This window comes from Curtobacterium sp. MCBA15_008, from assembly GCF_001865065.1.
Lineage (GTDB): Bacteria > Actinomycetota > Actinomycetes > Actinomycetales > Microbacteriaceae > Curtobacterium.
The window spans coordinates 151,219-174,844 of sequence record NZ_MJGN01000056.1 but is presented as its reverse complement, the minus strand read 5'-3'; the positions used below and the strand labels follow the sequence as shown (position 1 = coordinate 174,844).

General features: G+C 71.9%; 23 protein-coding genes. 10 read left to right on the top strand and 13 right to left on the bottom strand.

What is annotated here, in order from left to right; all coding sequences use genetic code 11:
• Positions 1–46: 46 nt before the first annotated feature.
• Positions 47–877, bottom strand: coding sequence for a thymidylate synthase (locus BIU96_RS17120; protein ID WP_254786226.1), 831 nt, complete (start codon positions 875–877; stop codon positions 47–49).
• A gap of 38 nt (positions 878–915) precedes the next feature.
• On the opposite strand from BIU96_RS17120, the gene BIU96_RS17115 reads away from it, so the two are divergent.
• The gene (locus tag BIU96_RS17115) at positions 916–1,836 is read left to right on the top strand and encodes a TIGR01777 family oxidoreductase (protein ID WP_071293804.1); all 921 of its coding nucleotides are present in this window, start codon (positions 916–918) and stop codon (positions 1,834–1,836) included.
• Here BIU96_RS17115 and BIU96_RS17110 read toward each other — a convergent pair.
• Both BIU96_RS17110 and dapB read right to left on the bottom strand, forming a co-directional pair.
• The gene (locus BIU96_RS17110) at positions 1,833–2,252 is read right to left on the bottom strand and encodes a tetratricopeptide repeat protein (RefSeq protein ID WP_071293803.1); all 420 of its coding nucleotides are present in this window, start codon (positions 2,250–2,252) and stop codon (positions 1,833–1,835) included. The genes BIU96_RS17115 and BIU96_RS17110 overlap by 4 nt on opposite strands.
• Before the next feature lie 54 nt (positions 2,253–2,306).
• Positions 2,307–3,053, bottom strand: coding sequence for a 4-hydroxy-tetrahydrodipicolinate reductase (gene dapB, locus BIU96_RS17105; protein ID WP_071293802.1), 747 nt, complete (start codon positions 3,051–3,053; stop codon positions 2,307–2,309).
• A gap of 23 nt (positions 3,054–3,076) precedes the next feature.
• Between dapB and BIU96_RS17100 the strand changes: the two genes are divergently transcribed.
• Positions 3,077–3,565, top strand: a complete 489-nt coding sequence (locus tag BIU96_RS17100; protein ID WP_071293801.1) for a GNAT family N-acetyltransferase — start codon at positions 3,077–3,079, stop codon at positions 3,563–3,565.
• 53 nt (positions 3,566–3,618) lie between these two features.
• On the opposite strand, the gene BIU96_RS17095 is transcribed toward BIU96_RS17100, so the two are convergent.
• Positions 3,619–4,221 (bottom strand): histidine phosphatase family protein, encoded by a 603-nt coding sequence (locus BIU96_RS17095; protein WP_071293800.1) that lies wholly within the window; start codon positions 4,219–4,221, stop codon positions 3,619–3,621.
• An 8-nt stretch (positions 4,222–4,229) separates the two neighbouring features.
• Entirely contained in the window at positions 4,230–5,564 is a 1,335-nt protein-coding gene (locus BIU96_RS17090; RefSeq protein ID WP_071293799.1) for a pitrilysin family protein, read from the bottom strand.
• Between the two features lie 266 nt (positions 5,565–5,830).
• Between BIU96_RS17090 and BIU96_RS17085 the strand changes: the two genes are divergently transcribed.
• Both BIU96_RS17085 and BIU96_RS17080 read left to right on the top strand, forming a co-directional pair.
• Positions 5,831–6,478 (top strand): TetR/AcrR family transcriptional regulator, encoded by a 648-nt coding sequence (locus BIU96_RS17085; RefSeq protein WP_071293798.1) that lies wholly within the window; start codon positions 5,831–5,833, stop codon positions 6,476–6,478.
• Positions 6,479–6,702: 224 nt separating this feature from the next.
• Positions 6,703–7,230: a YbhB/YbcL family Raf kinase inhibitor-like protein gene (locus BIU96_RS17080; protein ID WP_071293797.1), complete on the top strand. Its 528-nt coding sequence runs from the start codon at positions 6,703–6,705 to the stop codon at positions 7,228–7,230.
• Positions 7,231–7,413: 183 nt separating this feature from the next.
• Here the strand turns inward: BIU96_RS17080 and BIU96_RS17075 are convergent, their stop codons facing one another.
• On the bottom strand, positions 7,414–9,687 hold the full coding sequence (locus tag BIU96_RS17075; RefSeq protein ID WP_071293796.1) for a polyribonucleotide nucleotidyltransferase: 2,274 nt from the start codon (positions 9,685–9,687) through the stop codon (positions 7,414–7,416).
• 280 nt (positions 9,688–9,967) lie between these two features.
• On the opposite strand from BIU96_RS17075, the gene BIU96_RS17070 reads away from it, so the two are divergent.
• Positions 9,968–11,161: a lytic transglycosylase domain-containing protein gene (locus tag BIU96_RS17070; protein WP_071293795.1), complete on the top strand. Its 1,194-nt coding sequence runs from the start codon at positions 9,968–9,970 to the stop codon at positions 11,159–11,161.
• Positions 11,162–11,198: 37 nt separating this feature from the next.
• Here the strand turns inward: BIU96_RS17070 and BIU96_RS17065 are convergent, their stop codons facing one another.
• The 3 genes from BIU96_RS17065 to BIU96_RS19195 form a co-directional block, all read right to left on the bottom strand.
• Positions 11,199–11,834, bottom strand: coding sequence for a CE1759 family FMN reductase (locus BIU96_RS17065; RefSeq protein WP_071293794.1), 636 nt, complete (start codon positions 11,832–11,834; stop codon positions 11,199–11,201).
• A 167-nt stretch (positions 11,835–12,001) separates the two neighbouring features.
• Entirely contained in the window at positions 12,002–12,271 is a 270-nt protein-coding gene (gene rpsO, locus BIU96_RS17060; RefSeq protein ID WP_070416523.1) for a 30S ribosomal protein S15, read from the bottom strand.
• Positions 12,272–12,371: 100 nt separating this feature from the next.
• Positions 12,372–12,818 (bottom strand): VanZ family protein, encoded by a 447-nt coding sequence (locus tag BIU96_RS19195; RefSeq protein ID WP_175477595.1) that lies wholly within the window; start codon positions 12,816–12,818, stop codon positions 12,372–12,374.
• 186 nt (positions 12,819–13,004) lie between these two features.
• Here BIU96_RS19195 and BIU96_RS17050 point away from each other — a divergent pair, with 186 nt between their 5' ends.
• The 3 genes from BIU96_RS17050 to BIU96_RS17040 are packed head-to-tail and all read left to right on the top strand — an operon-like array spanning position 13,005 to position 15,442.
• Complete coding sequence (locus tag BIU96_RS17050; protein WP_071293793.1) at positions 13,005–14,051, top strand: glycoside hydrolase family 6 protein; 1,047 nt, start codon at positions 13,005–13,007, stop codon at positions 14,049–14,051.
• Positions 14,052–14,094: 43 nt separating this feature from the next.
• Positions 14,095–15,144: a M4 family metallopeptidase gene (locus BIU96_RS17045; protein ID WP_071293902.1), complete on the top strand. Its 1,050-nt coding sequence runs from the start codon at positions 14,095–14,097 to the stop codon at positions 15,142–15,144.
• A 28-nt stretch (positions 15,145–15,172) separates the two neighbouring features.
• Positions 15,173–15,442: a protealysin inhibitor emfourin gene (locus BIU96_RS17040; protein WP_071293792.1), complete on the top strand. Its 270-nt coding sequence runs from the start codon at positions 15,173–15,175 to the stop codon at positions 15,440–15,442.
• A gap of 144 nt (positions 15,443–15,586) precedes the next feature.
• Here the strand turns inward: BIU96_RS17040 and BIU96_RS17035 are convergent, their stop codons facing one another.
• The 3 genes from BIU96_RS17035 to BIU96_RS17025 all read right to left on the bottom strand — a co-directional run bounded on the left by BIU96_RS17035 (position 15,587) and on the right by BIU96_RS17025 (position 19,151).
• A complete protein-coding gene (locus BIU96_RS17035; protein ID WP_175477594.1) occupies positions 15,587–17,830 on the bottom strand; it encodes an ATP-binding domain-containing protein in 2,244 nt (747 codons plus the stop codon).
• Positions 17,831–17,943: 113 nt separating this feature from the next.
• Positions 17,944–18,780, bottom strand: coding sequence for an aldo/keto reductase (locus BIU96_RS17030; protein ID WP_071293790.1), 837 nt, complete (start codon positions 18,778–18,780; stop codon positions 17,944–17,946).
• Positions 18,780–19,151: an FKBP-type peptidyl-prolyl cis-trans isomerase gene (locus BIU96_RS17025; protein WP_092094011.1), complete on the bottom strand. Its 372-nt coding sequence runs from the start codon at positions 19,149–19,151 to the stop codon at positions 18,780–18,782. Before BIU96_RS17025 ends, BIU96_RS17030 begins: the two co-directional genes overlap by 1 nt.
• Before the next feature lie 79 nt (positions 19,152–19,230).
• On the opposite strand from BIU96_RS17025, the gene BIU96_RS17020 reads away from it, so the two are divergent.
• Both BIU96_RS17020 and BIU96_RS17015 read left to right on the top strand, forming a co-directional pair.
• Positions 19,231–20,559 (top strand): MFS transporter, encoded by a 1,329-nt coding sequence (locus tag BIU96_RS17020; protein ID WP_083403028.1) that lies wholly within the window; start codon positions 19,231–19,233, stop codon positions 20,557–20,559.
• A 195-nt stretch (positions 20,560–20,754) separates the two neighbouring features.
• Positions 20,755–21,840, top strand: a complete 1,086-nt coding sequence (locus tag BIU96_RS17015) for a YihY/virulence factor BrkB family protein (RefSeq protein ID WP_083403027.1) — start codon at positions 20,755–20,757, stop codon at positions 21,838–21,840.
• 122 nt (positions 21,841–21,962) lie between these two features.
• On the opposite strand, the gene BIU96_RS17010 is transcribed toward BIU96_RS17015, so the two are convergent.
• Positions 21,963–23,453 (bottom strand): aspartate ammonia-lyase, encoded by a 1,491-nt coding sequence (locus BIU96_RS17010; RefSeq protein WP_071293788.1) that lies wholly within the window; start codon positions 23,451–23,453, stop codon positions 21,963–21,965.
• Positions 23,454–23,626: the final 173 nt, after the last annotated feature.

The window sequence follows — 23,626 nt, the reverse complement described above, 5'->3', positions numbered from 1 at the left end:
GTCCAGTCGGCCTCGGTGCCGGCCTCGGTCCCGCTGCCGTCCGGCATCAGACGGCGACGGCGGCCTTGATGGCCGGGTGGTGGTGGTATCCGACGACGGTGAAGTCCTCGTACTCGTAGTCGTCGATCGAGTCGCGCGGCGCGAGCTCGAGCGTCGGCATCGGGTAGGCCGTGCGCGACAGCTGCTCCTCGACCTGCTCGACGTGGTTGTCGTACACGTGGCAGTCGCCGCCGGTCCACACGAAGTCGCCGACCTCGAGCCCGGTCTGTGCCGCGATCATGTGGGTGAGGAGCGCGTACGAGGCGATGTTGAACGGCACGCCGAGGAACATGTCCGCGCTCCGCTGGTACAGCTGGCACGACAGCTTGCCGTCGTTGACGTAGAACTGGAAGAACGCGTGGCACGGGGCCAGGGCCATGTCCGGCACGTCGGCCACGTTCCACGCCGAGACGATGAGGCGGCGGGAGTCCGGGTTCGACTTGATCTGCTCGATGACCTGCGCGATCTGGTCGACGTGCTCCCCCGACGGCGTCGGCCACGAGCGCCACTGCACGCCGTACACCGGACCGAGGTCGCCGTCCTCGCCCGCCCACTCGTTCCAGATGCGGACGCCGTGCTCCTGCAGCCAGCGGGCGTTGCCGTCACCACGGAGGAACCAGAGCAGCTCGTACGCCACCGACTTGAAGTGCACGCGCTTGGTCGTGACGAGCGGGAAGCCCTTCGACAGGTCGTAGCGGAGCTGTGCGCCGAAGACGCTCCGCGTGCCGGTCCCGGTGCGGTCGCCCTTCGGCGCCCCTTCGTCGAGGACCCGGCGGAGCAGGTCTTCGTACGGCGTCGGGACGGTGGGGTCGGGCTGCACGGTCTCGCTGTCGGTCACACACAGAAGACTACGTCGACGTGAGTAGCGTTGCAGCCATGGCAGACACGGCGGAACAGCCGCTCTCGATCCTCGTCGCCGGCGCGTCCGGCTTCATCGGCACCCCGCTCGTCCGCGCCCTGCGCGACGCGGGACACCAGGTGACGACGCTCGTCCGGCGCGAACCGCGCACGGCGAGCGAGTTCCGCTGGTCCCCCGGCTCCCGGCCGCTCGACCCGGCCATCCTCGACGGCGCCGACGTGGTGGTGAACCTCGCCGGCGCGAACATCGGCAAGCTCCCCTGGACCGAGTCCTACAAGCAGGAGATCCGCCGGTCGCGCGTCGACGCCACCGAGACCCTCGTCGAGGCGATGCGGCACGCCGCGGTCCCACCCGCGCTCTTCCTGTCCGGCTCGGCGTCGGGCGTGTACGGCGACCGGCCGGCCGACGTCCTGCAGGACGACGCCGCTCCGGGCAGCGGGTTCCTCGCCGAGGTCTGCACGGTGTGGGAGGCCGCGGCGAACACGGCGCCCGAGGGTGTCCGCGTCGTCACGCTCCGCACCGGCATCGTCGTCGGCAAGGGCGGCGGCGCCCTGGCTCCGCTCGTCCCGCTCACGAAGACCGGACTCGGCGGGCGCCTCGGCACCGGTGGGCAGTTCTGGCCCTGGATCGCGCTCGAGGACGAGGTCGGCGCGATCGTGCACCTCGCGACGAGCCCGTCCGCGTCCGAGGTGCGCGGGCCGGTGAACCTCGCCGGACCCGAGCCCGCCGTGGCCGACCGGATCACGAAGCGCGTCGCCGAGGACCTGCACCGGCCGTACCTGTTCCGGATGCCCGGGTTCGCACTCCGGCTCGTGCTGCGCGAGGCCGCCGACGAGATGCTGCTGTCGAGCCAGCAGATGGTGCCGACGAAGCTCCTCGAGTCCGGCTACGCGTTCCGGTACCCGCGCGCCGAGGACGCCGTCGACGCCACGTTCTAACCGCGGGCCGCGCTCGCCCTCGCCAGGGCCGTGCGCATGGCGGCGCGGGCGCGCTTCCGGTCGCCGGCCGCGTCGTACACGACGCCGAGGCGGTACCAGCCTCGCCAGTCCGCCGGGTCCTGTTCGACCGCGGCCTTGTAGGTCGGGAACAGCTCGTCGGCGGCCTCGCGCTCCGGCCGCCCCGAGGGACGTACCGGCACCACGTCGGCCGGTGCGGCGCCCTCGCGTTCGAGACGCGCCCCGAGGCGGGTGATGCGGATGCCAAACCGGAACTCGAGCACGAGCAGCAGTGCGCCGATGCCCGCGACGACGAAGAGCGCGACACCGATGCCGATGCCGATCGGCAGCCCGGTCGCGATGAACGCGACGGCCCGCTGCCCGACGAGCACGATGTACAGCGCCAGCAGCACCGTCATGAGGGCGGCGCCCCAGAACGGCGACCGCAGCGATCGAGCGACGCCCACGGCGGGTCAGCCGATGCCGAGGACGCTGCCGAGGCCGACCGTCAGGCCGCGCATCGAGCCGACCGCCGACAGCGCGGCACGGATGCCGGCCAGGTAGGCGATGTCGTCGTTGGTGTCGTGCCGGATCGTCAGGGTCTCGCCGGGTCCGCTCAGCAGGACGTCCTGCACGGCCTTCACCCCGGGCAGCCGGAGCGAGTGGATCGGCACGCTGGCGACCTGCTGCCCGCGGGCGCGCTGGTCGACGTGCGGGGCCTCGACCGGACCGACCTCGCGCCGGGCCTCGGCGATGAGCTCGGCGGTGCGGACGGCGGTGCCCGAGGGCGAGTCGATCTTGCCGGCGTGGTGCGTCTCGACGATCTCCACCGACGGGAACCACGGCGCCGCGATCGTCGCCAGGTGCGTGCCGAGCACCGACCCGATCGAGAAGTTCGGGACCACGAACACGCCCTGCTCCGGGCGCTGCTCGAGCCCGGCACGGAGCTTCGCCAGGCGGTCCTGCGACCACCCGGACGTGCCGACGAGGACGTTCGCGCCGCTCTCGAGGGCGGTGTCCACGATGGCCGGGCTGAGCGCCGGGACCGTCACGTCGACCACGAGCGCGGCGCCGCGGAACACCGACGGGCCGGCTTCGTGCGCCCCGTCCTTCGACGACAGACTGGCGACGAGCTCGAAGTCCGGGTGTTCCTCGACGACGGCGGCCACGAGGCCCCCGAGACGACCGGTGGCGCCGACGACGGCGACGGGAGTGACCATGCGTCCCATCCTAGGATCGACACATGACGCTCGAGGTCAGGACCGTGCCGGCAGACGCTCCCCAGGTCGACGAGCTGCTCGACGCCTACCTCGACGAGCGCGAGGCGACGTTCCCGAGCGCGCAGGGCTCGTACGCGCGGAAGCGCACCCCGGCGGCCGAGTTCACGCCGCCGAACGGCACCTTCGTCGTGGCGTACGACGGCGGCTTCCCGGTCGGCTGCGGCGGCCTCCGGCGGATCCCGGACGACGGCGACGGCGACGGCGACGACGTCCGCTTCGAGGTGAAGCACGTCTTCGTCACGCCCGCGGGTCGGGGCCGCGGCGTCGCGACCGCGGTCATGGACGCGCTCGAGGCCGACGCCGTGCGGCTCGGGGCGACGGCGGTCGTGCTCGACACGAACGACTCACTCGTCGCCGCGGGGGCGATGTACCGGAGCCGCGGCTACCAGCGTGTGGAGCCGTTCAACGCGAACCCGAACGCGACCGCCTGGTACCGCAAGCCGGTGCGCTGAGGCGATCCGCGCCTCCAGGAAGGCACGACGCGACCACCCGCGGGGGCGGGTCGCTAGACGGGCTGACCGACGGGCAGACCCGTGCGGAGCTCGACGGGCAGGTGCGCCAGGTCGTTCAGGGCGACCACCTCGGCCGGCTTCGCGGACCGGATGCGGATGATCGTCAGCGCCGTGTGCGCGACGTTCGTGCCCATCCAGCGCCACTCCGGCGCCTGGAACGCCTCGCGCACGAACCAGCCGATGACGGCGTTGTGCGTGATGAGGAGGTCGTGCCGGTCCTCGCGCGCGGGCGTGAACCACTCGGCGACGGCGTCGCCCATCTGCGCCTGTCCGGCGACGATCTCCTCTTCGGTGATGCCGCCGTACCACCCCTGGTAGGCGTGCGGCATGTCCGGCGTGGGTCCGGAGGGGATGCAGTCGAAGAGCAGGGTCGACGGCTCCGGCTGGATCGCCGGCAGCCGCTGCGCCAGGAACGACGCCGTCTCGCTCGGGGCCTCCAACGGGGAGTGGTACACGCCGTCGAAGGGCACCCCGCCGAGGCGGTCCGCCACGAGCATCGCCTGTCGCTTGCCGCGCTCCGACAGCTTGCCGTCGCGGAGTCCGTGTTCCGCGTCCTGGTGCTCACCGTGCCGGACGAGGTAGAGGTAGTGCGACATGTCGGTGCTCAACCGCCGATCCCGATCGCGGCGGCCAGTTCGTCCTGCCGCACGGCGCCCACCACCGAGGTGATCGTCGGGCGGGTGAGCAGGTCGCGCGCCAGGTCGAGGACGTCGGCGGTGGTGACCCGGTCCACGCGCTCGAGGGCGGTGGCGAGGTCGGTGAACTCGCCGGTGCCGAGCTCGGAGCGACCGAGGCGGGTCATGCGGGCGTCGGAGTCCTCGAGCGAGAGCGTGAGCGCACCCTCGATCTGCCCCTTCGCGCGCCGGAGTTCGTCGCTGGTGATGCCGTCGTCGACCATCCGGCGGAACTCGGCGTCGACGATCTCGATCACGCCCGGGACGTTGTCCGGGGCGCAGCCGGCGTAGACGCCGAAGGCGCCGTTGTCGAGGTAGGCGGGCGCGAACGAGCTCACCGCGTAGGCGAGGCCGCGGCGCTCGCGGACCTCTTGGAAGAGCCGTGAGCTCATGCCGCCACCGAGGACGGCGTTCAGCACGCTCAGGACGGGACGGCGCTCGTCGCGGAGGTCGAGGCCCTGCGAGCCGCGCAGCATGCTGACCTGCTCGGTCGGACGGTGCACGACGGAGAGCTTCGGGGTCGCCTTGTCCGCGACGGGCTGCGGCGTGCGTCGGGCCAGCGGCGAGGCCGTCGGCGCGCCCCGGAACACCGCCTCGACCAGGGCGCAGAAGGCGTCGTGGTCCACGGCACCGGCTGCGGTGACGACGATGCCGTTCGGGGCGTAGTGCTCGCGGTAGTGCGCCAGGACCTCGTCGCGCTGCACCGCGCGGATGCTCTCCGGCGTGCCGCCGATCGGCCGACCGAGGGCGTGCCCGTCGAAGGCCGCCGCGAAGAACGCCTCGCCGGCGACGTCGGCGGGGTCGTCCGCCGCCATCGCGAGCTCTTCGAGGATGACGCCGCGCTCGACGTCGAACGCCGCCGCCTCGAGCACGGAGCCGGTGACCATGTCGCCGATCACCTCGACCGCCATCGGGACGTCGGCGTCACGGACGCGGGAGTAGTAGCAGGTGTACTCCTTCGCGGTGGCGGCGTTGTGCTCGCCGCCGACGGAGTCGAAGGAGATCGCGATGTCGAGCGCCGAGCGCTTCGCGGTGCCCTTGAAGAGCAGGTGTTCGAGGAAGTGCGTCGACCCGTACTGGCCCTCGCGCTCGTCCCGCGACCCCACCCCCACCCAGAAGCCGAGACTGGTCGAGGCAGTGCCGGGCATCGCCTCGGTCAGGACCCGCACGCCCGAGGGCAGGACGGTTCGGCGGACAAAGGCGCCCCCGGACGTCAGGAACGACGTGTCCGGGGCCTCGAGTGGCAACGGCACTGGGTGGTTCATCGCAGACGAGCCTACTGACACCCCGGGCCTCCTCACCCAGTTTCCCGGGCCCGGCCGTTCGCCGCCCAGCGCGTCACTCGAAGTGGGGTACATGAGAGGAGGATAGAAAGACTCGTCTGTCTGTCCTCCTTGTGCTACCGTTGTTGCTACCGGATCGGAAGCCCCCCTAGATTCCGATCCGGTGGCTCGGGACATCAGTCCTGCGCGGCACACGAGTTCCCCCACTCAGCCGCCGCGGAGCCGATGAGTCCAAGGAGAGCCACGCTGTGACGGTCGATTCCCCCCAACCGACCGTCCAGCGTCTCCCTGGCCCGAGCACGAACCTCGCGTCGCCGGACGGGTCGAGCGTCCCCCCGACTCCCCGCTCCGGCGGCGCGAAGGTCCGTGTCCTCGAGACCGCCACGCGGCTCTTCTACGAAGAGGGCATCCACAGCGTGGGCGTCGACCGCCTCATCTCCGAGGCGAGCGTCACCAAGGCGACGTTCTACAAGCACTACGGGTCGAAGGACAACCTGATCCTCGCCTACATCCGCACCCAGCACGAACGCGTGCAGCAGCGGATGGAACAGCTCGTCGCCGACGCCGGCAGCCCGTCGAAGGCCGTCCGCGCCTGGGTCGCCGCCCTCACCGACGAGGTCAACGACCCCGACTTCCGCGGCTGCGCGTTCGTGAACGCCGCCGCCGAGTACCACGACCCCCGCGACCCCGTGCGCGAGGTCGTCGCCATGCACCGCGACTGGTACACGGAGCGGCTGGCCGACTTGCTGCAGGACGCCGGGCACACGCTGCCGGGCGACGGCGCGGACGAGCTCATGCTGGCGCGCGACGGTGCCATGTCCGGCGCCTACGCCGGGGACGCCATCGCGGCGACGGCGGCGCTGGGTCGCGTCGTCGAGCGGGTCCTGGCCGCCTGACGCGCTGACGGGTCGCGGTGGTCGCGGTCGCGGTCGCGAGAGCGACAGTTGTCCGCGTGAACACCGAGACGTTCTGTCGCGCTGCCGCACCCGACCCCGGCTGCGGGCCGCATCTGTCGCTCTCGCGACCACACACCGGGCCTGGAGGCACGGGACCGGCCCGCACCGCGCCTCCCGTCCGTCGCCTTCCGCACTCCCCGAGGTGGCGGGTGTTGGCTGGTGACATGGCCAACGACCCCAACTGGAACCTCCCCGAGGTCCCGTCCTTCACTCTGACCAGCCCCGACTTCTCCGACGGCGGTGTCCTGCCCGAGTGGGCGCGCGGCACCGACGCCGGCGGCGAGGACCGCTCCCCCGCGCTCGAGTGGTCCGGCGCGCCCGAGGGCACCCGGAGCTACGTCCTCACCGTGTACGACCCCGATGCGCCGACCGGTTCGGGCTTCTGGCACTGGAGTCTCACGGACATCCCGGGCAGCGCGACCTCGTTGCCGCAGGACGCCGGCACGGACGACGCCCTGCTCCCCGCCGAGGCCCTCCGCCGTCGCAACGAGTTCGGCACCGACACGTTCCTCGGCGCGGCCCCGCCTGCCGGACACGGTCCGCACCGCTACTTCTTCACGCTGAGCGCCCTCGACGTCCCCGTACTCGAGGTCCCCGCGGACGCGACCCCCGCGGTCGTCGGCTTCATGCTGCGCGACCACCTGCTCGGGCGCGCGCAGCTCGTCGGCACGCAGGAGACGCCCGCCTCCTGACCGGCACGCGGCACCGCGCCGCGTTCTTTCGCGCGCAGCGACAGTTCACGCGGCGCCGTGCCCGTGAGGTGTCGCTGGCCGCGAAAGCACGCGCGGCCAACCCGCGTGACACCGCCCACAACGGCGAACGGCCGCCGCCCCGGAAGGGACGGCGGCCGTTCGTGCGTCAGGACGCGGGAGGGATCAGCCCTCGGCCGGGTCCTCGGCGTGGGCGCGGACGCCCTCGACCGGAGCGGACTCGGTGTCGTCGGCGACGACCGGCGCGAGCGAGAGCTTGCCGCGGTCGTCCACCTTGGTGACCTCGACCAGGACCTTCTGGCCGACGCCGAGCACGTCCTCGACGTTCTCCACACGCTTGCCACCGGCGAGCTTGCGGACCTCGGAGACGTGGAGCAGCCCGTCGCGGCCCGGGAGCAGCGACACGAACGCACCGAACGTCGCGATCTTGACGACCGTGCCGAGGAACTGGTCCCCGATCTCCGGGTTCGTCGGGTTCGCGATCGCGTTGACCTGGGCACGAGCGGCCTCGGCCGAGGGACCGTCGACGGCGCCGATGTAGACCGTGCCGTCGTCCTCGATCGAGATGTCGGCACCGGTCTCGTCCTGGATGCCGTTGATCGTCTTGCCCTTCGGGCCGATCAGCTCGCCGATCTTGTCGACGGGGATCTGCACCGAGATGACACGAGGAGCGGTGTCCGCCATCTCATCCGGGGCGTCGATCGCCTCGTTGAGCACGCCGAGGATGGCCGAGCGGGCCTCCTTGGCCTGCTTCAGCGCGGCGTCGAGCACCGACGAGGGGATGCCGTCGAGCTTCGTGTCCAGCTGGATGGCCGTGACGAAGTCGGCGGTACCGGCGACCTTGAAGTCCATGTCGCCGAGCGCGTCTTCAGCACCGAGGATGTCGGTCAGCGCCGCGTAGCGGGTCTGGCCGTCGACGGTGTCGGAGACGAGGCCCATCGCGATGCCGGCGACCGGGGCCTTGAGGGGCACACCGGCGTTGAGCAGCGACAGGGTCGAGGCGCAGACGGAACCCATCGACGTCGAACCGTTGGAGCCGAGGGCCTCGGACACCTGACGGATCGCGTAGGGGAACTCCTCGCGCGACGGCAGCACCGGCACGAGGGCGCGCTCGGCGAGGAAGCCGTGCCCGATCTCGCGACGCTTCGGCGACCCCACACGACCGGTCTCACCCGTCGAGTACGGCGGGAAGTTGTAGTGGTGCAGGTAGCGCTTCTTGGTGACCGGCGACAGCGAGTCGATCTGCTGCTCCATCTTGAGCATGTTCAGCGTGGTGACGCCCAGGATCTGGGTCTCACCGCGCTGGAAGATCGCCGAACCGTGGACGCGCGGGATCACGGCGACCTCGGCGTCGAGCGGACGGATGTCGGCGAGGCCGCGGCCGTCCATGCGGACCTGCTCGGTCAGGATGCGGCCGCGGACGACCTTCTTCGTGACCGACTTGTAGGCGCCGCTGACCTGGCCGTTGGCGCTCTCGGGGAGCTCGCCGGCCGTCACCTTGGCGGCGATGGCCTCCTTGACGCGGGCCTTGAGGGCGTCGTCGGCGTTCTGACGCTCGAGCTTGCCGGCGATCTTGTAGACGTCGCCGAGCTCGGACAGGGCGATCGCCTCGACGGCGTCGTAGACCTCGGGGGCGTACGGCGGGAAGACCGGGTAGTCCTGGATCTCCTTGGCCGACTGCGCGGCCATCTTCGCCTGCGCCTCGACGAGGGACTTGAGGAACGGCTTCGCCGCCTCGAGACCCTGCGCGACGACGGCCTCGTCGGGCTTGGTGGCGCCGCCCTGGATGAGGTCCCAGCTGTGCTCGGTGGCCTCGGCCTCGACCATCATGATGGCGACGTCCTCGTTGCCCGCCTCGTCCGTGACGACACGGCCGGCGACGGTGAGGTCGAACACGGCCTCGGCGAGCTGCGACGCCTTCGGGAACGCGACCCACTGGTCACCGATGAGCGCGAGGCGCACACCGGCGATCGGGCCGGAGAACGGCAGACCGGAGATCTGCGTCGACGCGGATGCCGCGTTGATCGCGAGCGCGTCGTAGAACTCGTCCGGAGCGATGCTCAGGACGGTGATGACGATCTGGACCTCGTTGCGGAGGCCGTCGACGAACGACGGGCGCAGCGGCCGGTCGATGAGACGGCAGACGAGGATCGCCTCGGTGCTGGGACGGCCTTCACGGCGGAAGAACGAACCGGGGATCTTACCGGCGGCGTACGAGCGCTCCTCGACGTCGACGGTCAGCGGGAAGAAGTCGAATCCTTCACGCGGGTGCTTGCCGGCGCTGGTGGCCGAGAGGAGCATCGTGTCCTCGTCGAGGTACGCGGCGACCGCGCCCTGCGCCTGCTGTGCGAGCCGACCGGTCTCGAACCGGACGGTGCGCTTGCCGTACTTGCCGTTGTCGAGAACGGCCTCGGCGAACTTGATCTCGGGACCCTCCAAAAGGGTGCCTCCTTGAGGTGTTCGGCAGGCTGGGGCCACGGCACCCGTTGGGTGCGTGCGCGCCGAAGGGATCGGGACGCATGTCTGGCCAGCAGTAGAAGCACTCGGGAAACCGTCCGGCCCGCGAGCCACCACCGATGACCAGCTCCGTGCCCGGCCTGCGCAGTGTTTGTCGTACTGCCCGGGGAAACGGTCCCCGGACGTGATGGACTTTACCAGTCCGCAGGGAAACGGCGGCGAGGCTCAGGGCGAACGGGCGTGTCCCCGGTAGCCTGCCGCCATGCGCCTCACCCCCTCCCGGGGCTTGTTCGTCGCGGCCGCCGTGGTCGTCGGTGCGCTCGTCGCCCCCGTCGTCACCGCAGCACCGGCGACCGCGACGGAGTACCCGAGCTGGCAGGACGTGCAGCGCGCGAAGGGGAACGAGCAGACCAAGGACGCCGAGGTCGCCCGTGTGCAGGCCGCGCTCCAGGCGGCCCAGGCCGTCGCCGCGGCGAAGTCGCAGACGGCGCTCGACGCCTCCGCGAAGGCGGACGACGCCGAGGCGGACCTGACGGCGGCCACCCAGGCCGCCACGAGCCTCCAGGCCCAGGCCGATCGGGCGACCAAGACCGCGGACCGCGCGCAGCAGCGCGCCGGCCAGCTGGCGGCGAACCTGTACCGCGACGGCAGCTCGAACCAGATGACCACGCGGATCGCGACCGCGAAGGACCCGCGCGAGCTCCTCTACCAGCTCGGGGCGCTCGACCAGCTGTCGTCGACCTGGGCGGGCGTGATGGACGACGCGTCCGTCGCGGCGAAGACCGCGTCGTCACTCCACGCGCAGGCGAAGCGGGCCGAGCACGAGCGTGCCGACCTGGCGGATGCCGCCGAGACGAAGGCGACCGCCGCGAAGGACGCCGAGGCCGCGGCGAACGCGGCCGTCGACGACACGCAGGAGCACAGCGACGAGCTGTACGCGCAGCTCGCGTCGCTCAAGGACACCACGGCGCAGACCGAGGAGCGGTACGCACTCGGGCAGAAGGTCGCCGCGCAGAAGGCCGAGCAGCAGCGGAAGCGCGAGGCGGCGGCCCGCGCCGCGGCGAACACCGCCGCGCCCACTGGAGGCACCGCTTCGAGTGGGGGCTCCGGCACGTCGTACCCGAGCACCGGCGGGGTCGTCGTCGACCCGGCGGGCGCACAGGCCTACGCCCGGAGCGCCCTCGCCTCGTACGGCTGGGGACCCGACCAGTTCGGGTGCCTGCAGTCCCTCTGGACGCAGGAGTCAGGCTGGCGGGCGAACGCCCTGAACGCATCGAGTGGCGCCTACGGCATCCCGCAGTCGCTGCCGGCGGACAAGATGGCCGCGGCCGGACCCGACTGGCGGACGAACGCGGCGACGCAGATCAACTGGGGCCTCGCGTACATCAAGAGCGCCTACGGGTCGCCCTGTGCGGCGTGGGGCCACGAGATGGGCGTCAACCCGCACTGGTACTGAGCGCGGCTCGGCTCGACGCCGCCCCTCACCGGTGGCGTCAGTGACCGACCCCGCCGAGCAGGGACGCGAAGTCCACGGTCTCCGGGAGCGCGTCGGCTTCCTGCGGGGTCCGACGGGAGGCGCGGATCGCCCAGGCCAGGTCGACCCCGGCCCGGCGGATGCGACCGTCCAGGGCGGCCGAGTCGGCCTCGCTCCCCCAGTCGTCGGTCGCGGCGAAGACGCCCGTCGGGACGATCGCGGCGCGGAGGTACGCGAACACCGGTCGCAGCGCGTGGTCGATCGCGAGCGAGTGCCGGGCGGTCCCGCCGGTGGCACCGAGCAGGACGGGCATGTCGGCGAGGGCGTCCTTGTCGAGCACGTCGAGGAAGGACTTCGCGAGCCCACTCACGCCGGCGGTGAAGATCGGTGTGACGAACACGACCGCGTCGGCCTCGATGACGGTCGCCATCGCGGCGGACAGGCCCGGCGCGGCGAACCCGGTGAGCATGGCGTCGGTGATCTCGTGGGCCAGCGGACGCAGGTCGACGTGCAGGACCTTCGCCGCGCCTCCGGGCAGGCCCGTGGCATCCGGAGCGGCGAGCGCCGCGACGGTGGACTCGGCCAGGCGGTCGGCGAGCAGACGGGTGGAGCTGGGCTCGGACAGCCCGGCGGAGACGACGGCGATGGTGGTCATGGTGACTCCCGACTTTCGATGCGTTTGCATGAACATCGTAGCCAACCGAGCGGGGAGCGCAAGCATTCCCGGGGAACGAGCTCCTGGTCAACGCGCTCCTGGTCAACAGTGAACGCCCCGGTCCTCACGAGGAGGACCGGGGCGTTCGTCAAGCGTGCTTCGGTCGACTAGCGACGCAGGCCGAGGCGCTCGATGAGCGCACGGTAGCGAGCGATGTCGACGTCGGAGAGGTAACCGAGGAGACGGCGACGCTGACCGACCATGAGCAGCAGACCACGACGCGAGTGGTGGTCGTGCTTGTGCTCCTTGAGGTGCTCGTTCAGGTCGTTGATACGACGCGTCAGAACGGCGACCTGGACCTCGGGGGATCCGGTGTCGCCCGGGTGGGTCGCGTACTCTTCGATGATCTCCTGCTTGACCTTCGCGTCAAGTGCCATAGGTAGATCCCCTTCCTGTCCGTTGCGCGGTGCCCACACCTGATGCATGAGCGCTCTTTGTCCGCGGCCGTTCGACGGCAACCGGAGAAGACTACCAGAGTCAGGCGGTCCGAGCGCGCAGTCGACGGCGGCGCGGAGCGGGCAACAGGCTGCGGACGAGTCCGACGAGCGTCGCGCCCAGCATCCCGCCGAGGCCGTTCGACAGGACGTCGCGCGGGTCCGCCACGCGGTACGGCAGGTAGACCGCCTGCGCGACCTCGATGCCGGCGGAGAGGCCGACGCCAACGACAGCCCCGAGGAACCACCAGCGCCGCGGCAGCCAGAGCGCCGCGAGCATGCCGACGGGGACGAACATCGCGATGTTCGCCAGGAACTCGGTGCGCTCGTAGGTGAACCAGGTGCCGTGCGGCAGCTGCTGCACCCAGGCGAGGGCGTGGAGCACGAGGGAGTTCTGCGCCGCGGTGAACACCTGCGGCGTCAGGGTCATCCGCCAGATCACCCAGGCGTACGCCGCGGTCAGGGCGAGGAGGAGGAGCTTCCGGAACATCCCGCCAGTCTGCGGCACGGTCCTGGCAGGAACCACCACCAGTCCTGGGGGAACGCCCGGCGTGCTGGTGGAGCGGCCGACCGGGCTGGCGCCGGGGTCGGCACACGTCGCGGGTCTGGGCGCGCCCGGGGTCTGGGCACGCCGTGGGTCTGGGCGCGCCGGGGGTCCACCTGCGAGCATGGGCGCATGCCGAGTCTCGAGGGAACCCGCGCACGCCGCAGCTCCGGCCGACGCCAGTGGCTCTGGCTCGGGGTCGGCGCGGTCGTCGTCGCCGCGCTCGTGACGACGCTCGTCCTGGTCCTCCCCCGCGGCTCCGGACCGGACGGGCGGCAGGTCGCCGAACGGAAGTCCGCGGCCGAGGCCTTCCCGGGCGGCCTCGCCACGCAGCCGCCGGACGAGAACCAGCCGGGCAAGCGCGAAGCCGAGGCCCGCGCCGACGGACAGGACGCGACCGCCGAGAAGATCGCCGTGATCGCCGACCAGCCGATCGCCACGTGGCTGACGAACACCTCGGTCAGCGAGACGCGCGAGACGATCCGCGACGTCGTCCGGAGCGCCGAACGGCAGCACCGCACGCCGGTCTTCGTCCTCTACAACGTGCCCGACCGCGACTGCGGCAGCTACTCGAAGGGCGGCACCGAGGCGAACGACTACCTGCCGTGGGTCCGCGCGGCCGCCCGGGCGATGCAGGGGTCGGGTGCGGTCGTGCTCGTCGAACCCGACGCCATCGCCCAGATCCAGGTGTGCAAGCGGCTCGAAGAGGACCGTCTGCCGCTCATCCGCAAGGCCGTCGGCGAGCTCAGCGGCCACGGCCTCACGGTCTACCTGGACGGCGGGAACGAGAACCGGGTGCCGACCGCCACGATGGCGAAGTGGTTGCGCGAGGCCGGCGTCGACCGGACGCAGGGCTTCTTCACGAACGTCTCGAACTTCTACCGCGTCGACCAGGAGCGCGCCTACGCCGACGAACTCGCGGACGCCATCGGCGGCGACCCGCACTTCGTCATCGACGTCTCGCGGAACGGCAAGGGCTGGCGCGGGACGTGGTGCAACCCCGACGGCGCCGGGCTCGGCCAGGCACCCCACGTCACCCGGGGGTCCACCCGCCTGGACGCCCTGCTCTGGGTGAAGACCCCCGGACTGAGCGACGGCACCTGCAACGGCGGACCAGCCGCCGGGCAGTGGTGGGAGTCGTACGCGCTCGGCCTGGTCGAGAACCGCACGCGCGACTGAGTTCCGAGCCGGGCTGTCGGTGCCCGGTGGTTGCATGGCCGCCATGTCACCGACCGGCCGTCTCCACTCCGTCGTCCCGCCCTACCTGCTCCGCGCGGTCGCCGACGCGCCGGACTTCCCACGCGCGGCCGAGGCCGCACGGACCGCCCTCGCCTCGCTCGAGACGGTGCAGGCCCCGAAACACGAGCACCTCCTCCGACCGCGGGGTGTCAGCGGCACCGTCGACCGGTCGCCGCAGCGGACGATCTCCGACGCGAAGGGGTCCACGACGCTGCCGGGCACCCCGGTCCGGCACGAAGGGGACCCGACGTCGGGCGACCCCGCCGTCGACGAGGCGTACACCGGCCTCGGCGACACCCACGCCTTCTGGCTCGAGGTGTTCGGGCGGGTGTCGATCGACGGCGCCGGACTGCCCCTCGACGCCACGGTCCACTACGGGCAGGACTACGACAACGCCTACTGGGACGGCAGCCGGATGGTGTTCGGCGACGGGGACGGCGAGGTCTTCAACCGCTTCACGATCGCCGTCGACGTCATCGGTCACGAGCTCGCCCACGGCGTCACGCAGTACACCGCGGACCTGACCTACCAGGGACAGTCCGGCGCGCTCAACGAATCGGTGAGCGACGTGTTCGGCTCGCTCGTGGCGCAGTACGCCGCCGGCCAGCGTGCCGAGCAGGCGTCGTGGCTGATCGGCGAGGGGCTCTTCACCGACGCCGTGCACGGAGTGGCCCTCCGGTCCATGAAGGCGCCGGGGACCGCCTACGACGACCCGGTGCTCGGCAAGGACCCGCAGCCCGCGACGATGGCCGGCTACGTCGAGACCACGGACGACCAGGGCGGCGTGCACACCAACTCGGGGATCCCGAACCACGCCTTCTTCCTGGCGGCGACGGCGATCGGCGGGAACGCGTGGGAGGGCGCCGGAGCCGTCTGGTGGGACGCCCTGACCTCGGACGCGGTGACGGCGTCGATCGACTTCGCCGGCTTCGCGGCCGTCACGGTCGATGCCGCACGGAACCGCTTCGGCGAGGGGTCCGCCCAGCACACCGCGGTGCAGCAGGCCTGGCGGACGGTCGGCGTCCTCGACTGATGCCCGCGCCCGGCGTAGCGTCGGCAGCATGCACATCGACGTCCGCCGCTCCGGGGGCTTCGCCGGCACCACGCGGCGCTGGCAGCTCGACACGGACACGTGCAGCGACCCCGACGACTGGGCCACCCTGCTCGGGGCGCTCCCTCAGGACGCACCCGCAGCGGCTGCACCCGTCCCCGACGACTTCACGTGGACGATCACCGTCGCACAGACGACCGTGACGATCCCCGGCCGGCGCCTGGACGGACCGTGGGCCGACCTGGTCGCCCGGGTGCGCTCGGAGGGCGACCCGTCCTGACGCGTCGAGGGAGCAGAAGTCGTCGGGTCGGTCTGCGCCGAGCGACGATTCCTGCTCCCTCGACGGGGCCGGGGACGGGGTCGCCGGGGACGAGGCGGGTGCGCGGGCGGACGAAGCCGCCGCGGGCAGCGACGGGCGCCAGCCTCAGGCCACGTCGATGACCGTCAGCCGTCGGGTCGGGCGCGTCATCGCGACGTAGACCGCGGCCGCCGCACGTGCCGCGTCCGCGCCGACCCGCTCCGGGTCGACGAGCAGCACGCCGTCGAACTCGAGACCCTTCGCGTCCGCACCGGTCAGCACCGTCACGGACCCCGCCCGCGGCGACCCGAGCGACCGCACGTCGGCCTCGGTCCGGGCGAGCCGCTGCCGGATCGCGTCGGCGTCGGCCTCGGGCACGATGACCCCGATGGTGCCGCTGCCGATCCGGTCGCGCTCGGCGTCGACCACCCGGGCCACGGTGTCGAACACCTCGGCGCGCGCGACGCTGAGCCGCTCGACGGGGTCGCCGTCGCGCACGGCCTCGTTCCGGGTGACCGTCAGGCCGGCGGCGTCCGCGAAGGCCCCCGCCGCCTCGACGATGGAGCGCGGCGTGCGGTAGTTCACGGTGAGCTGCTCGATGCGGTGCTCGATCGGGATCTGCGGCGCGCGACCCCGACGGCGACGGGCGAGGGCACCGATCACGTCGTCCCAGGTGCGGGCGGCCCCGGGCGAGGAGCCCTGCGCCATGTCGCCGACGATCGTGAAGGAGCGGAGCGGGTTGCGCCGGGCGAGGATCCGCCACTGCATCGGGGAGAGCTCCTGCGCCTCGTCGACGACGATGTGGCCGTAGGTCCACTCGCGGTCCTCGGCGGCGCGCTCGGCCGTGCTGCGGGCGTCGCCGCCCTCGGCGAAGGAGCCGGCGACCTGCTCGGCGGTGACGATGCCCTCGACGCCCATGTTCTCGATGGCCTGGCGCGCGTTCTCGATGTCGCGGTTGCGGCTCGCCTTCGCCGCACGCTTGGCGGCGCCGCCGGTCGGGTCGAACGGTCCGAGCAGTTCGGCGGCCTCGTCGAGGAGCGGGACGTCCTCGACGGTGAACCCGGCACCGCGGCCGCGCTCGAGCAGCGCGCGGCGCTCGGGCGTCCAGTGCGGGGTGAGGGACGCGAGCCAGTTCGGCCGGGCGTAGAGGTCCTCGAGGAGCTTCTCCGGCGGCAACGGCAGCCACGCCGTGTTGAGCAGGACACGGGCGTCGTACGACGAGCGGATGTCCTCGCGCAGGACCTTCTCGTCGGCCTCGTCCACGGCCGTCCCGCGCTCGCGCAGCTGGTCGGCGAGCAGGCGGGTCATCGAGTCGAGCGCGATCTTGTTGAACGTGACGCGGGCGGCGTTGTGCGGCTTGCCGCGGTCCTGCGCGCGCTTCATGGCGTCGGCGACGAGCCCCGGCGGGACGACGAGTCCTTCGCCCTCGACGTCGAGCGTCACGGACTCGGTCGGCACGACCTGCCGGGAGCGCACTGCACGACGGAGCAGCTGCGCCATCTCGGCGTTGCCCTTCACCGCGGCGACCTCGCGCCGGTCGTGCTTCGTCGCGTGCACGCCCGGGTAGAGCGAGCCGAGCGACGCCATCACGACGCCGGTCTCGCCGAGGGACGGGAGCACCTGCTCGATGTACGTGAGGAACGCCGGCGACGGCCCGACTACGAGCACGCCGGAGCCCCGGAGCCGCTCGCGGTACGAGTACAGCAGGTACGCGGCCCGGTGCAGCGCCACGGCGGTCTTGCCCGTGCCGGGGCCGCCCTGCACGATGAGCACGCCCTCGAGCGGGGAGCGGATGATCCGGTCCTGCTCGCCCTGGATGGTCGCGACGATGTCGGTCATGCGGCCGGTGCGCTCGGCGGTGACGGCCGCGAGGAGCGCGCCCTCGCCCTGCAGGTGGGTCCGCTCGTCGTCGTAGAGGCTCGCGTCGAAGACCTCGTCCTCGATGCCGACCACGGCACGGCCGTCGAGCGTCAGGTGCCGGCGCGCCCGCATGCCCATCGGGTGCGCGGCGGTCGCCTGGTAGAACGCGCTCGCCCCGGGGACGCGCCAGTCGAGCAGGAGCGGGCGGTGGTCGGCGTCCCGCAGGCCGACGCGGCCGATGTAGCGGAACGCGTCCTCGTCGCTGTCGGGCTCGGAGACCTCGAGCCGACCGAAGACGAGACGGTCGCCGACGCGGTCGAGCGTGGCGATGGTGTCCTCGTAGAGCCGCGCGAACGCGTCGCGTTCACTGCGGCTCTGATGGTTGCCGCCGACCGCCTGTCGGCGGGTCTCGGCGAGTCGCTGCTCGGCCTCGGCGGTCAGCTCGTCGAGCCGGGCGAACAGCCCGTCCACGTAGCCGCGCTCGCGGTCGATCTCGGTCGGTTCGGACACACACAACCCTTCGGGAAAGAGGGGTGTCCAGTGTAGTCCCGCCGGACCGACACAGGAGACGGGAGGCGCGGTGCCAGCTGGCACCGCGCCTCCCGTCCGTCCCGCGGGGACGACTACATCTCTTCGTGCGTGTCCGGGTCGCCGTCCCAGAGGCGGCCGCGCTCGAGCCCGGAGATCGCCGCGACCTCGTCGTCGGTCAGCTCGAAGCCGAACACGTCGAGGTTCTCGCGCTGCCGGGCCGCGTCGCCGGACTTCGGCACCGGGACGGCACCGATCTGGACGTGCCAGCGGAGCACGACCTGGCCCGGCGTCACGCCGTGGGCCGCCGCCGCGTCGACGATCGGCTGCTCGGAGAGGAGCTCCGACCGCTTCGCGAGGGGGCTCCAGCTCTCGGTGACGATGCCGAGCTCCTGGTGCACCTTCCGCAGTGCCGCCTGCGGGAAGTACGGGTGCAGTTCGACCTGGTTCACGGCCGGGGCGACACCGGTGGCGTCGACGATGCGGTGCAGGTGCTCCGGCGTGAAGTTCGAGACGCCGATCGAGCGGACCTTGCCGCTGTCGCGGAGGTCGACGAACGCCTTCCAGGTGTCGACGAACTTGTCCACCGACGGGTTGGGCCAGTGGATGAGGTACAGGTCGACGCTGTCGAGCCCCAGGTTGCCGAGGGTCTCGTCGATCGAGCGGTGCGCCTCGTCGTAGCCGTGGTGGCGACCCGGGAGCTTCGACGTGACGACGAGGTCCTCGCGCGCCACCTCGGATTCTCGGACGGCACGACCGACGGCGTCCTCGTTGCCGTAGTTGAGCGCCGTGTCCAGCAGCCGGTAGCCGCCGGTGATCGCGGTGCCGACCGCTGCCGCGCCCTCGTCGCCGTTCAGGCCGTACGTGCCGAGGCCGAGCTCCGGGAAGCGGTGGCCGTCGTTCAGCTCGATCGTCGGGGCGCCGACCTGCATCAGCGGACCCCGAGCAGGTCGATCACGAAGATGAGGGTCTTGCCGGAGAGGAAGTGTCCGCCGCCGGCCGGGCCGTAGGCGAGCTCCGGCGGCACGACGAGCTTGCGGCGTCCGCCGACCTTCATGCCGGGGATGCCCTCCTGCCAGCCGCGCACGAGCGCCGCGAGCGGGAAGTCGATCGGCTCGCCGCGGTTCCAGGAGCTGTCGAACTCCTCGCCGGTCTCGTACTCGACGCCGGCGTAGTGCACCTTGACGGTCGAGCCGGCGCTGGCGACGTCGCCGGAGCCCTCGACGATGTCGGTGATCACGAGCTCGGTGGGGGCGGGGCCCTCGGGGGCGTCGAACTCGGGCTTGCTGTTCAGGTCAGTCATGCCCGCCAGTCAACCAGAGAGCGCGGTCCCGGCGCCGCAGCCCCCGTCCGGCCCCGACAGGCACCAGAATGGTTCCACCGTGACACCATCGACTCCCCCGCAGGACGCACCGCCGCGCCGCCGCATCCTCGCCGACCTCACCCCGCTCCGCCGCTCCCCCGCCTTCGCCCGGCTCTGGGCCGGCACCGCGATCGCCGGCATCGGCACGCAGATGACCACCGTGGCCGTCGGCCTCGAGGTCTACGAGATCACGCACTCGACCTTCGCGGTCGCACTCGTCGGCGTCATCGCCCTGCTGCCGATGATCGTCGCCGGCCTGTACGGCGGCATGCTCGCGGACGCCTTCGACCGGCGCCTCGTCGCCCTCGTGTCGTCGATCATCGCCTGGGTCGCGGTCGCCCTGATCGCGACGCACGCCTGGCTCGACCTGCACAGCGTCCTGTTGCTCTACGTGCTCGCGACGGTGAACGCGGTGGCAGCGACCGTCAGCAACGCCTCCCGCTCGGCGATCGTGCCGCGCCTGGTCGGCACCGACCTGCTGCCCGCGGCGAGCGCCCTGGGCGGGATCGCGTCCGGGTTCCAGGTCACGGTCGGCCCGGCGGTTGCGGGTGTCCTCATCGCGAGCGTCGGGTTCGCGCCGACCTACACGATCGACGTCGTCCTCTTCACCTTCGCCTTCCTCGGCGTCTTCACCCTGCCGCGGATGGCCGCCGACCACGGCGCGCTCCGCCCCGGGCTCGGCTCGCTCGTCGAGGGCGCGAAGTTCCTGCGGAAGTCGAAGAACATCACGATGACGTTCGTGCTCGACATCGTCGCGATGACGTTCGGGCAGCCGCGGGTGCTCTTCCCCGCGATCGGCGCGCTCGTCATCGGCGGCGGCTCCATCACGGTCGGCACGCTGACGGCGGCCTACGCGATCGGCGCTCTCCTGTCGAGCGTGTTCTCCGGACCGCTGGGCCACGTCCGGCGACAGGGCGAGGCCGTCGGCTGGGCGATCACCGCCTACGGCGCGGCGATCGCGGCCTTCGGGGTCGTCATCGCGCTGGCACACGTGCTCGGCGGTCGCTCCGGCGAGGCGTTCTCCGTGGGCATCCTGCCCGCGCTCGGGCTCGCAGCACTGTTCCTCGCCGCGGCCGGCGGTGCCGACAACGTCAGCTCGGTGTTCCGCAACACGATCCTGCAGGCGGCGTCGCCGGACGGGATGCGCGGCCGACTGCAGGGCATCTTCATCGTCGTCGTCACCGGTGGCCCACGGCTCGGCGATCTCTACGCGGGCCTGGTCGTCGCGGCCGGCATCGCGTACCCGCCGATCATCGGCGGCGTGCTCATCATCGGCCTCGTCGCGCTGCTCCTCCGCCTCGTGCCGTCCTTCCGCCGCTACGACGCCCTGCACCCGCACGCGAACTGACGGCTCCCGCCGCCCTCACCCCGCAAGACGCAACCTCGACGACTGCCCGCAGCGACATCCCCCTGCGCGCAACCGCCACGGTGGCGTTGTGCGGAAGGGGGCGGGGCACGAGACGCGACCGAGGGCCGGACTGGAGGCGCGTGGCGGCGCCGCCCCGCGCCTCCAGGCCGTCACGTGTCGGGTACCGTACAACGCATGCCGGACAGCGCATCGCGCGACCTCCAGCGGACGGGAGTCCGCGCCGTCGTCCGGCGTACCTACCACTCGGTCATCCGGCACCGTGTCGTCGACGCGGCAGCGTCCCTCACGTTCTTCGCGCTGCTCACGGTCTTCCCGACGACACTCACCGTCGTCTCCGCGCTGTCGATCGTGGACCGGAAGGGCGACAGCCTGTCCGACATCATCGCGGTGCTCGGGTTCATCGTGCGGCCGGAGACGGCGCAGCACCTCGAGGGGCCGCTCCGGCAGCTCCTCACCCTCGACAACCCGTGGCTCGGCTTCACGATCGGCGTCGTGCTGACGCTGTGGTCGCTGTCCGGGTACGCGACCGCGTTCGGGCGGGCGATGAACACCGCGTACGAGGTCGAGGAGGGCCGGCGGATCTGGAAGTTCCGCAGCATGATGCTCCTCGTCACGCTGCTCGTCATGGTCGGCGGTGCCATCGCGATCGTGATCCTGCTCGGCACGCCGACGATCTCGGCGGCCGTGATCCGGCAGCTCGGGTGGGCGCCGTGGATCGACGACGTCTGGAACGTCGCGAAGTGGCCGGTCCTGGCGGCGGACCTCGTCGTGATGGTGGCGACGCTGTACTACGCGACCCCGAACGTGAAGACGCCGCAGCTCCGCTGGGTGTCCGCGGGTGCCGGCTTCGCGATCGTGACGTGGGCGCTGGCGACGGTCGGGTTCACGCTGTACGTCGAGACCATCGGTGGCAGCAACAAGGCGTACGGGTGGCTCGGCGGCGCGATCCTGTTGCTCGTCTACCTCTACATCTCGAACTTCGTGCTCGTCGTCGGTGGCGAGCTCGACTCCGAGGTGATCCGGATGCGGCAGCTCCTCGCCGGCATCGAGGCCGACGAGTCGATCCGGCTGCCGCTCCGCGACGTCACCCGCAACTTCACCCTCGCGCGCTGGCGTGACCAGGACATCGCGGCGGCGCACCAGGTCCGGACGGCGGCGGCGCAGCGTGCCGAGGAGCTGGCGGAGCCGCCCACGCCGACCGAGGAACACCTGCGCGACCTGTCGCGGCAGGTGCGCGTCGGCGAACCCCCGATGCCCTGAGCGCGGCCGCGCGTCCGCGCGTCCGCAAAACGCCACGTTGGCGACTGTTCGCAGCGGTACTCCGCTGCGAGCAACCGCCACAGTTGCGTTTTGCGGGGGCAAGGGGGGGGGGCAGGGGGCCGTCAGCGCTCGCGTGCCGCCCGGTCCAGCATCTCCTCGGTGACGACCGGGATCGCGCCCGTCGCCAGCTCGATGCCGGACAGGCGCGCGGGGCTGAGCACCCGCTGCACCTGGTCCTCCTCCATCAGCCCGGCCGCGACCACGAGCGTCGCGATCGGCGTCGAGGTGGTCAGCGCCGTGTGCGCGATCGATGCCGCGGCCGCGTAGCCGATGTACGGCGTGAGGGCCGTGACGACGCCGACGTTCGTGTCGACCTGCGCCGCGAGCTTCGCCTCGTTCGCCTCGATGCCGGTGATGCAGTGCTCCCGGAGCGTGGCGCAGCCCCTGGCCATCCACTGCAGCGACTGCAGGATCGAGTGCGCGATGATCGGCTCGAAGGCGTTGAGCTGCAGCTGCCCGCCCTCGGCCGCCATCGTCACGGTGGTGTCGGCACCGGCGACGGCGAACGCGATCTGGTTCACGACCTCCGGGATCACCGGGTTGACCTTGCCGGGCATGATCGAGGACCCCGCCTGCCGTGCGGGCAGCGTGATCTCCCCCAGCCCCGCCTGCGGGCCGGACGCGAGCAGCCGCAGGTCGTTGCAGATCTTCGAGAGCTTCGCCGCGCTCCGCTTCACGGTGCCGGACAGGGTCATGAACGCGCCGGCGTCGCTCGTCGCCTCGATGAGATCGGGCGCCGTGACGATGTCGAGCCCGGTGACGACCTGCAGCTGCCGCCGTACCTCGTCGCGGTACTGCGGGTCGGCGGTGATGCCGGTGCCGATCGCCGTCGCGCCGAGGTTCGTCTCGGCCAGCAGCGGCATCACGGTGCGGAGCAGGAGGACGTCCTCCTGGATGGTGTGCGCGAACCCGGTGAACTCCTGCCCGAGGGTCATCGGCACGGCGTCCTGCAGCTGCGTGCGCCCGACCTTGAGGACGTCCTGGAACGCCCGGCCCCGCTCCGCGAACGCGCCGGAGAGCAGCTCGAGCTCGCCGATGAGCCGCTGCACGCCAAGGATCATCGCGAGCTTGACGCTCGTCGGGTAGGTGTCGTTCGTCGACTGGCTGCGGTTCACGTGGTCGATCGGGTGCAGGACCCCGTAGTCGCCCTTCTCGTGGCCGAGGAGTTCGAGGGCCCGGTTCGCCAGGACCTCGTTCGTGTTCATGTTCGTGCTCGTCCCGGCGCCGCCCTGCACCACGTCGACGACGAACTGGTCACGCAGCGCGCCGTCGCGGACCTCCTGCGCGGCTCGGTCGATCACGTCGGCGCGCTCGGGGTCGAGCACCCCGATCGCCTTGTTCGCCCGGGCCGCGGCCTGCTTCACCATCGCGAGCGCCTCGATGAGGTCCGGGTACACCGCGATCGGCACCGAGGTGATCGGGAAGTTCTCGAGCGCCCGCAGGGTGTTGATGCCCCAGTAGGCGTCGACCGGGACCTCCCGCGATCCCAGGGAGTCGGTCTCGGTGCGCGTCTGCGCGCGGTCAGGGGCCTGTGCTGCTTCGTTGCCGGTCACGCCTGCGAGGCTAGCCCGTCCGGCCGGTCGGTTCCCGCCTCCGGTGCGGGCGCGTCGTCGAGGGAGCAGGAATCGTCGGGTGGGTGCGCCGGACCCGACGATTCCTGCTCCCTCGATGCGGCGTGAGACGCGACCACGGACGGCCTGGAGGCGCGGTGCGGGCTGGCACCGCG